Here is a 7,315-nt window from a genome sequence, read left to right on the forward strand (position 1 = left end):
GCGGGGTCGCTTGAGCCAGCCGCGACCGATGCGTCTTGCCTGCTCGGGAGTCGCCGCCTGGCGAATGTCATCAAACCGCTTTCGTCCCGGGTACTTCATGGCCTGGTAGTAATGCTCGGCGGTGGGCCACTCAAATCCGTCCAGTTCAAAAGGTCGCTGAATGGTGCAGCCCAGTGGATCCTCGGGTTGTAGTCGGGAAACGTGAACGGCGCGCTCGAGTTCGGAGGCTTGAAACAGGGTCATGGTCAGGCACTGAGGTTGCGTGATTGGAAGAGATCGAGTGTAGCAGATAGGGGCTGTAGGCAGGCCTACCCCAAGAATGCCCAGCCAATCACCGCCCCACTGGCCCCGGTAAACACAAAAGCCAACAGTGCCAGCAATCCATCCCGGCCGATAATGGCCAGTCCGAAAAAGGTCAGCACCGCCCCGGCCAGGTTGGCGCTGAAGGGGATAAATTCCATCAGCGGCATCATCAGTGCCACGGCCATACTGGATAGCGCGACACAGCGCATGGGAATGTAGCCGCGAATCAGGAAGATCAACCGGGGCTTGACCAGCCGGTCGATAAAACGGGCCGGTTTACGCGATACCCGGATGGCTCTGAGCAGGTGCGCGGTGGTGACCGAGCGGGCCAGTATCCATCGGGGCAGCCAGAAGTGTTCCTTGTGCAGCAGAAGCTGTACCGAGATGGTCAGCACCATCAGTGCGCACAGGGTGGGTACGCCGGGAATATCGCCAATGATGGGGGCGAGTACGATCAGGCCAATCAGCAGCAACACCGGGCCAAAGGAACGTTGGCCGATGGCGTCCATGATGGCGTCGATGGAAACTCTCGGCCGGTGATCGCAGATGTCTGCCACCCGGTCCAGTACTTCATCCAGGGATGCGACGTGGGGTCTGGTGTCCAAAGTCGGGCCTCTACCGATGCAGGCAAAGGCCTATAGGGTAGCGCGTTCGAGGGTGTTCCACCATGGACGAGTCGCCATTTTTTGCTGTGTCCACTCTATTGACACCTGCGGTGGTTCCCGTGGTCTACTAGCTATACCAACATGCGCAACGCATCCATCGGGGATGATGAGGCAGCGTCCCTTATCTACCTGATGCCCTTTCTTCAAATCAGGAGTAGAACATGCACTATGCCATTTCCACTACATGGGGGCCGAGCGATACCACCCGGGCGGCGATTCCCTTCATATTTGCCAACACGGCGTTGGAAGCCGGTGATACCGTCACCCTGATTCTGTTTCACGATGCGGTGACCCTGGCGGTTCCGGGCTGCCATGAGAAGGTGGTGCCCTGCGGTCCGCCGGCCAAGTTTGCCGAGGTGTTTGCGCACGAGAACGCGGAGATTATTGTCTGTAAGCCCTGCGCCGAAGCTCGGGGTATCGGGGACGGCCAGATTCTCGACGGCACCCGAATGGGGGGCATGGGGGATTTTTACAAACAGGTGGCTCGGGACGACTGCAAGTCCATGGCGTTCTGAAAACGGATCAAACGCCAACCCCAAAAGAAAAAAGCCCGCAGTTCCTTGCGGGCTTTTTCGTAGAAGATGCATCATCCTTGATCTGGGTAATCCTCCTTGCTGATTAGCTTCTCCTTAGCGGGCTACCCGGCGCCGGGCCATTCCCAAGCCGATCAATCCCAATCCCATCAGTATCAGAGCGCTGGGCTCCGGTACGCTGACTCCGGTTTTACCCCAGATGGCGACATTGGAGATGGCGCCGTTGCCAGGATAAAAACCTTGCAGGTCGAGGCTTTCCATGCCGTCCCAGTCTGCGAGATTGAACAGATACTGGGGTTGGTTACCGTCCTTGACGATCAAATAACATTCCGGACAAACAATTGATGGGCCGCCAACATAAGTGATCAGAGCGTTATTGGGGTCGCCGGAAAACACGGTGTTATAGGAGCTGGTGAAACTGCCCTCTTCGTTCCCTTCGTCGACATTCGCTTTGTAGTACAGCTCCAGGATGGAGTCCGTGCCCACGATGCCGGCAATGGTCGTCCCGCTCAGGTTAGAGTTGTTTTTCTCGGAGTTGTACTCCCAATCCGCATCTCCGGGGCCCAAAGGCAGCGCCTGTGCATGGCCTGCAAATGCCACCATAACCGTGGCCAGAGCAACACGAATTCCTTTTGATAAAATGTTCATGATAGGTACCTACTTGAATCGAACAGCGTATTGTGTCCGTGCCGAGGCTCGAACATTCGGCATCGCAGGTAATAAAGCAGGGACTGTGCCAAGGCGGGTAAACCCGCGCCATCATTGACGTTGTTTAATGGGGTGTCATTGACGGGGGCGGGTTTTGTAAAGTGACCCGACGCAAAAAATCGCCTGTTGGCGCCGGGTTCTACAAGGACAGAGCTAGTCGGTGTTGACCGTATAGGAGGTTACCGCGTAGCCCTTCTGTTCCAACGCGTTCAGCAAGCCGTCATCTCCAGCCAGATGCAGCGAGCCCACCAGAACCAGTTCGGTGCCTTCCTGCTCAAACAGGGACTCCAGCACCGGGAGCCAATCGTTGTTGCGCTCGGTCATCAGCGTCCGATACATCCCGGGGGCCTGCTCCCGCATCGGTTGCGCCATTTCCCGGTCCAGTGTTTCCAGGTCCCCGGTACGCCAGGCATTGACCATGTCGGTCATCAGCTGGTCAAAGCGCTTGAGGTCGGTCAGGGTTGCCTGAATAATGGCGTCGCCGTCGTGGCCGGTCATCACCTTCATATAATCCAGCACCTGCTCGGCCGTTTCCAGTTCGCCCATTGGCAGGTTATCGCGTTGTGCTCTCTGGTAGAAGTAGGCGTCAACGCCCTCCTGAATGCCGTTCTTCTGGGCGAGCATCACGGTCATTACCATGCTGACAAACGCGGGATCGAACCCCATGAACTGCTGTACCGGGAACTGGTTCGCCTGGGAATAGCTTTGTAGCTCTTTCCATACCTCCGGGCTGAGCTCGGAACTGAGGGTTTTGCCGGGCGGGTACATCATGACCTGCATCATTTTCTGGCCAAAGGCCGGATCCTGCATGACCCCGAGGTCGGTTTCCAGATAGAGGGCGTCCGCTTGGGCGTAGGCGGCGTCAAATTCGGCGGGCAGTGGGAAGTCGTCAGGGTGTAACAGATGGATGGTGCCACCGAGGAAAAAGCTCTGATCACCTTTACTGATGGTATAGAGCGCGGTGTCTGCCTGGGCGATGCTTACGGCGGCCAGCGCAGAGCTGAGCAGCAGGGCGTGGATGAGACGGTAAAACATGGCGGGGTGCTCCTTGTAATGGTTTATCAAAATCCTGAGCGCAAAGCCTAAACTGCCGTGGGTCAAGGCGCAACGCTTTCTGGTAACGCGAGCTGGTGAAAGCGCGGGACACTGCCTACAATGGCGGCTGATCATTTATCGTGAGTGACATTATGCCAATTTGGGTTGATGCCGACGCCTGTCCGGTGGTCGTGAAAGACATTCTCTGTCGGGCTGCGGATCGCTGGAAAATCACCACCACTTTTGTGGCGAACCAGGGCATTCGTGTGCCCCCCTCTCCCTTTATTAAAACCCGGCAGGTGATGGCCGGGTTTGATGTGGCCGACAATGAGATTGTGCGCCTGCTGCAACCGGGTGATCTGGTGGTCACCCAGGACATTCCCCTGGCGGCGGAGGTGGTGGAAAACGGGGCGGTGGCCATGAGCCCGCGCGGCCAGCCTTTCACCCGGGAAAACATTCGCCAGCGTCTGGCCATGCGCAACCTCATGGAAGAGCTGCGCAGCACCGGTGAAGTGACCGGCGGACCCTCCGGATTTTCCCAGACCGATCGCAAGCAGTTTGCCGACCAGCTTGACCGCTGGTTGCAGAAGAACGCCCGCCGTACCCAGAGTTCAGGACCATCGCCGAAATGACGACAGAGCTACGCCCGGATAACCGTCAGTTCTGGTGGACGGTCCTTCTGCTGGCTTTGCCCGTCGCCTTGCAGATGCTTCTGCAATCGCTGCTGGGCATGGCCGATGTGGTGATGGTCAGCCGGCTGGGCTCCGAGGCGATCGCCGCCGTGGGCCTGGCGGCCAAGTTGCACTTCCTGTTGCTGGTATTGATGAGTGGCCTGGCGACGGGTTGCAGTGTGCTGGTGGCGCAATACAGTGGTGCCGGTAAATTCGCCAGTTGCCAGCGTACCCTCGGCGTTACCCTGATGGTGGGTACCCTGACCATGGTGCCGTTTCTGCTGCTGTTTGGTGTGCGCCCGGATATCTGGCTCGGCTGGCTCAACCCGGATGCGGAAGTGGTGGCGCTCGCCGCCCGCTATTTGGTGATTACTGCTCCGGCGCTGCTGTTGACCCAGTGGATTGCCATTTACGAAGCATCGCTTCGGGCTCTGGGTAATACCGGCATGCCGCTGGTGGCGGGCACGCTATCCATTCTGATCAATGTCGCACTCAACTATATACTGATCTTCGGTCATTTCGGCTTTCCTGCTCTGGGGGTCGCGGGGGCCGCCTGGGGCACGCTGATTGCCCGCCTCTGCCAACTGTCGTTCATCCTCGCCTGGGTGTACGGCCGTCAACACGGCTTTGCGTTGCGCTGGGCGCAATTCAAAACGGCGCTCGCCTGGCAACCCGCCCGACGCTTTCTCGCCTTCTCCCTGCCCCTGGTGGCCAACTATGGGCTTTGGGGGCTGGGGAATGCCACCTACCATGTGATGACCGGGTTTACCGGCACCCACGCCCTGGCGGTGATGGGGGTGATCGTGCCCATTGAAAGCGCGTTTTTCGCGCTGTTTGTCGGTCTGGCCAGTGCCAGCGCGGTCATGGTCGGGCGTACCTTGGGGGCGGACAACACCGAGGAGGCCTGGCGCCTGCATAAAGTGTTTGATCGCCTGACGTTGATACTGGTGCTGACCTTATCGATGACACTGTGGTTGATCAGCCCCTGGATTCTGAGTGCCTTTGGTGAGGTGGAGCAGGATACGGCCGAGCTTCTTCAGACGACGCTGGGCATTTTCTGCGCGTTGGTCTGGGTCAAGATATTCAACATGATGCGTATCATCGGTGTGCTGCGCGCCGGTGGCGACAATCGCTTCGTACTGATAACCGATGTGTCGGTCATGTGGGGGGTGGGGATTCCGCTGTGTGCTCTGGCCATCTTTGGCTTGGGTTGGCCATTCCTGATTGTCTATGCGCTGATGTTTCTGGAAGACGCGCTCAAGTTCTTTCCCATGTGGCGACGCATTGGTAAGCGGTTATGGATGAATAATCTGACACAAGAGGATTAAAAGAACGCCCCTGTTGTGAACTGTGACCCGGTTCCTTGTCGGTAATTCGACACCCCCCTTAAGATCGCGGCTGATGGATTAGCCCCCCAATCATCAAGGAGTGACGCGTGATACCACCTGCAGTCCCGCTTGTTGTTCCCCAGAGCCTCCGCTGTTGGAGGCGTCGATGAAACTCTTTCGCCATCCCGAGGATCGGCTGCCGGTCGGGATCATTCTTTTCTATTTTTTGCTGGACCTGTGTGTTTACGCCTTCGTGGACAGCATTGTCTGGCTGGCCGGCTGGTTCCTGCTCGGCATTTTTCCGAAAACCAATGTCTGTGTCTGGAACCATAACCATCATCACTGCCGGACGTTTCATCACGCATGGTTGAATCGCCTGCTGGAAATTGTTTACGGGTTCCAGACCGGAATGCTCGCCAGTACCTGGACCTTGCACCACATCCACGGCCACCATCGTCACTACCTGGATCAGGATCGGGACACCTCGCGCTGGCAGGCCGGGGGCACCACCATCAGCCTGTGGCGCTATATTGCCGAAGGCCTGTTTCTTACCTACCCACGGGCGATTGCCATCGCCCGTCAACGGCCGAAGTTATTGCGTCGGTACTTGATCGAGTTGTCGGCCAGCCTCGGCATCCTGTTGGCGTTGACGGTGTATCGACCGCTGCCGGCACTGTTTGTGTTCTGGCTGCCGATGTTCGCCTCGCTCATCGTCACCATGCGTGCCACCTATTATCACCATCTGGAGCTCGACCTGGAAAACCCCATGGCGGCCAGTCGCAATGTGGTGGACTCCAAGTGGCTGAATATTCTGACCGGCAACATCGGTTACCACACGGCGCACCACCACAAGTGTGGTCTTCATTGGTCCAAACTGCCGCAGCTGCATAAAAAACTGGAGCCGCTGATTCCCGCTCATTGCTACACCCGAACCGTGCCCATCTATTACTGGATCGATCATCTGGATCGATTGCTCTCTCGCGTTTGCCAACCGTTACGTCGTCGACCGGCCTGTCGCTCCCGCACTCAACACTCATCCGATATCGCTCAGTGAGGCGCCGAGCTATGCCCATCATTCACTCTGACTATCGCGCTCCCTGGCTGTTTCGCAACGGCCACCTACAGACACTGTCACTGCGTCTGTTCCGGCATCGACCGAGCGAACGGCCCGAACCGGATCATTTCAGTACCGATGATGGCGACGAGCTGGAACTGTTCTGGTACCGCCCTGGACAGAGTGACACCCTGGTAATCTTCAGCCACGGCCTGGAGAGTCATGCCAAAGATGGACCGCTACTGAGTTTCGCCCACACGGTGTCCGGCTGGGGCTGCCATACCCTGAACTGGAGCATGCGCTCCTGTGGCAAACGGCTCAATCACACGCGCTGGTTCTACCTCGGCCATGACTATCAGGATCTGAAAGCGTTGGTGAATCACTATAGTCAACACTATCGCCGGATCTATCTGGTCAGTGTCAGTCTGGGTGGAACCATTACGGCGAATTATCTGGGGAAGGACAGCTCGGAGGTCAACCCGGTTGTCAAAGGCGCTTTTTTATTATCGCCACCGCTGGAGCTGGACTCGTTTCATGCGGCCATGACCAAGCCTCTGAACAACTGGTTGTACCAACGGCATTTTGTGCGTTCATTGCTCGACAAGTTTGAACGTAAAGCGGCTTATATCGATTTTGGTAAAGAAGTGGATATGGACTGGGTGCGGGACTGCAAAAGTGTGGACCAGATTGAGGATCGACTGTTTGCACCCATGCACGGCTTCGAAAGTTCGAAGCACTACCGTCAGCATGCTTGCTCCCTGCCCCACCTGAAAAACATCACCGTTCCGACCTATGTTCTTACCGCCGAAGACGACCCTTTTATTGACAACAATCAGTTACCGGTTAAATTGGCCAAAGAAAGCACGAATTTTTATTTGGAGCTGGCCCGCCACGGCGGCCATACCGGTTTCGTAAAACGAAAATCAGATCACCATCATTGGTACGAACGCCGATTCCAATGGTTCATGGAACGCACGGCGGTCGCGTAGGGCGGCATAAGGGCGCAGCCCGCATCCGC

Annotated in this window: 8 protein-coding genes and 1 pseudogene; 5 read left to right on the plus strand and 4 right to left on the minus strand. The window is 57.3% G+C overall.

Annotated features, from left to right (window positions below):
* A pseudogene (locus B3520_RS16320) lies at positions 1-243 on the minus strand (DUF1768 domain-containing protein); the annotation flags it as partial.
* Positions 244-308: 65 nt separating this feature from the next.
* Positions 309-908: an exopolysaccharide biosynthesis protein gene (locus B3520_RS16325; RefSeq protein WP_286804721.1), complete on the minus strand. Its 600-nt coding sequence runs from the start codon at positions 906-908 to the stop codon at positions 309-311.
* Between the two features lie 221 nt (positions 909-1,129).
* On the opposite strand from B3520_RS16325, the gene B3520_RS16330 reads away from it, so the two are divergent.
* The gene (locus tag B3520_RS16330) at positions 1,130-1,483 is read left to right on the plus strand and encodes a DsrE family protein (protein ID WP_024461697.1); all 354 of its coding nucleotides are present in this window, start codon (positions 1,130-1,132) and stop codon (positions 1,481-1,483) included.
* Between the two features lie 114 nt (positions 1,484-1,597).
* On the opposite strand, the gene B3520_RS16335 is transcribed toward B3520_RS16330, so the two are convergent.
* Together B3520_RS16335 and B3520_RS16340 are read right to left on the minus strand one after the other, a co-directional pair.
* Positions 1,598-2,149: a PEP-CTERM sorting domain-containing protein gene (locus tag B3520_RS16335; RefSeq protein WP_286804720.1), complete on the minus strand. Its 552-nt coding sequence runs from the start codon at positions 2,147-2,149 to the stop codon at positions 1,598-1,600.
* Positions 2,150-2,362: 213 nt separating this feature from the next.
* Positions 2,363-3,244, minus strand: coding sequence for a TraB/GumN family protein (locus B3520_RS16340; RefSeq protein WP_286804719.1), 882 nt, complete (start codon positions 3,242-3,244; stop codon positions 2,363-2,365).
* A gap of 152 nt (positions 3,245-3,396) precedes the next feature.
* On the opposite strand from B3520_RS16340, the gene B3520_RS16345 reads away from it, so the two are divergent.
* The 4 genes from B3520_RS16345 to B3520_RS16360 all read left to right on the plus strand — a co-directional run bounded on the left by B3520_RS16345 (position 3,397) and on the right by B3520_RS16360 (position 7,286).
* Positions 3,397-3,876, plus strand: a complete 480-nt coding sequence (locus tag B3520_RS16345) for a YaiI/YqxD family protein (protein ID WP_286804717.1) — start codon at positions 3,397-3,399, stop codon at positions 3,874-3,876.
* Positions 3,873-5,243, plus strand: coding sequence for an MATE family efflux transporter (locus B3520_RS16350; protein WP_286804716.1), 1,371 nt, complete (start codon positions 3,873-3,875; stop codon positions 5,241-5,243). The genes B3520_RS16345 and B3520_RS16350 overlap by 4 nt, the downstream gene beginning before the upstream one ends.
* 166 nt (positions 5,244-5,409) lie before the next feature.
* Positions 5,410-6,297, plus strand: coding sequence for a fatty acid desaturase (locus B3520_RS16355; RefSeq protein WP_286804715.1), 888 nt, complete (start codon positions 5,410-5,412; stop codon positions 6,295-6,297).
* An 11-nt stretch (positions 6,298-6,308) separates the two neighbouring features.
* Positions 6,309-7,286, plus strand: coding sequence for a YheT family hydrolase (locus B3520_RS16360; RefSeq protein WP_286804713.1), 978 nt, complete (start codon positions 6,309-6,311; stop codon positions 7,284-7,286).
* Positions 7,287-7,315 lie beyond the last annotated feature (29 nt).

The organism is Marinimicrobium sp. UBA4509, from assembly GCF_002388575.1.
Lineage (GTDB): Bacteria > Pseudomonadota > Gammaproteobacteria > Pseudomonadales > Cellvibrionaceae > Marinimicrobium > Marinimicrobium koreense.